Source organism: Shewanella sp. AS16, assembly GCF_021412365.1.
Lineage (GTDB): Bacteria > Pseudomonadota > Gammaproteobacteria > Enterobacterales > Shewanellaceae > Shewanella > Shewanella salipaludis.
In genome coordinates, this window is the sequence record NZ_JAKCLK010000089.1 from 1 (window position 1) to 363 (window position 363).

At 54.8% G+C, this 363-nt stretch carries 1 protein-coding gene; it reads right to left on the bottom strand.

The window, feature by feature from the left end:
• The coding region (locus LZP73_RS19470) for a TRAP transporter large permease subunit (protein ID WP_234236571.1) at positions 1-363 on the bottom strand (363 nt) is incomplete at both ends.

Below are 363 nucleotides of genomic sequence, written 5' to 3' on the forward strand. Positions count from 1 at the left end.
GGTGTAAATAACCCCGAACGGAAACCGCCAATAATAATTATCGGTAAAAAGAGCGCCCAAATACCGGAAACTAAGGATTGCCAGACTTCTCGCAGTGAGGCTTTCGGCTGACAAGGTAAATTCAGTCGTTTTGCCTGCCACCACCAGGTAACCATCAGCGTGACGCCCATCATGATGCCTGGCGCAATGCCCGCCATAAACAGTTTGCTGATGGAGAGTCCGCTGGAGACGCCGAAGATAATGAGTGGTATGGAAGGCGGGATAATGGCCGCAATAATCCCCCCGGAACCGATAAGCCCGGCGGCGCGGTTTACCGGATAGTTGGCCTGGCGCATCATCGGCACCAGCAGCGCCGCGACAGCT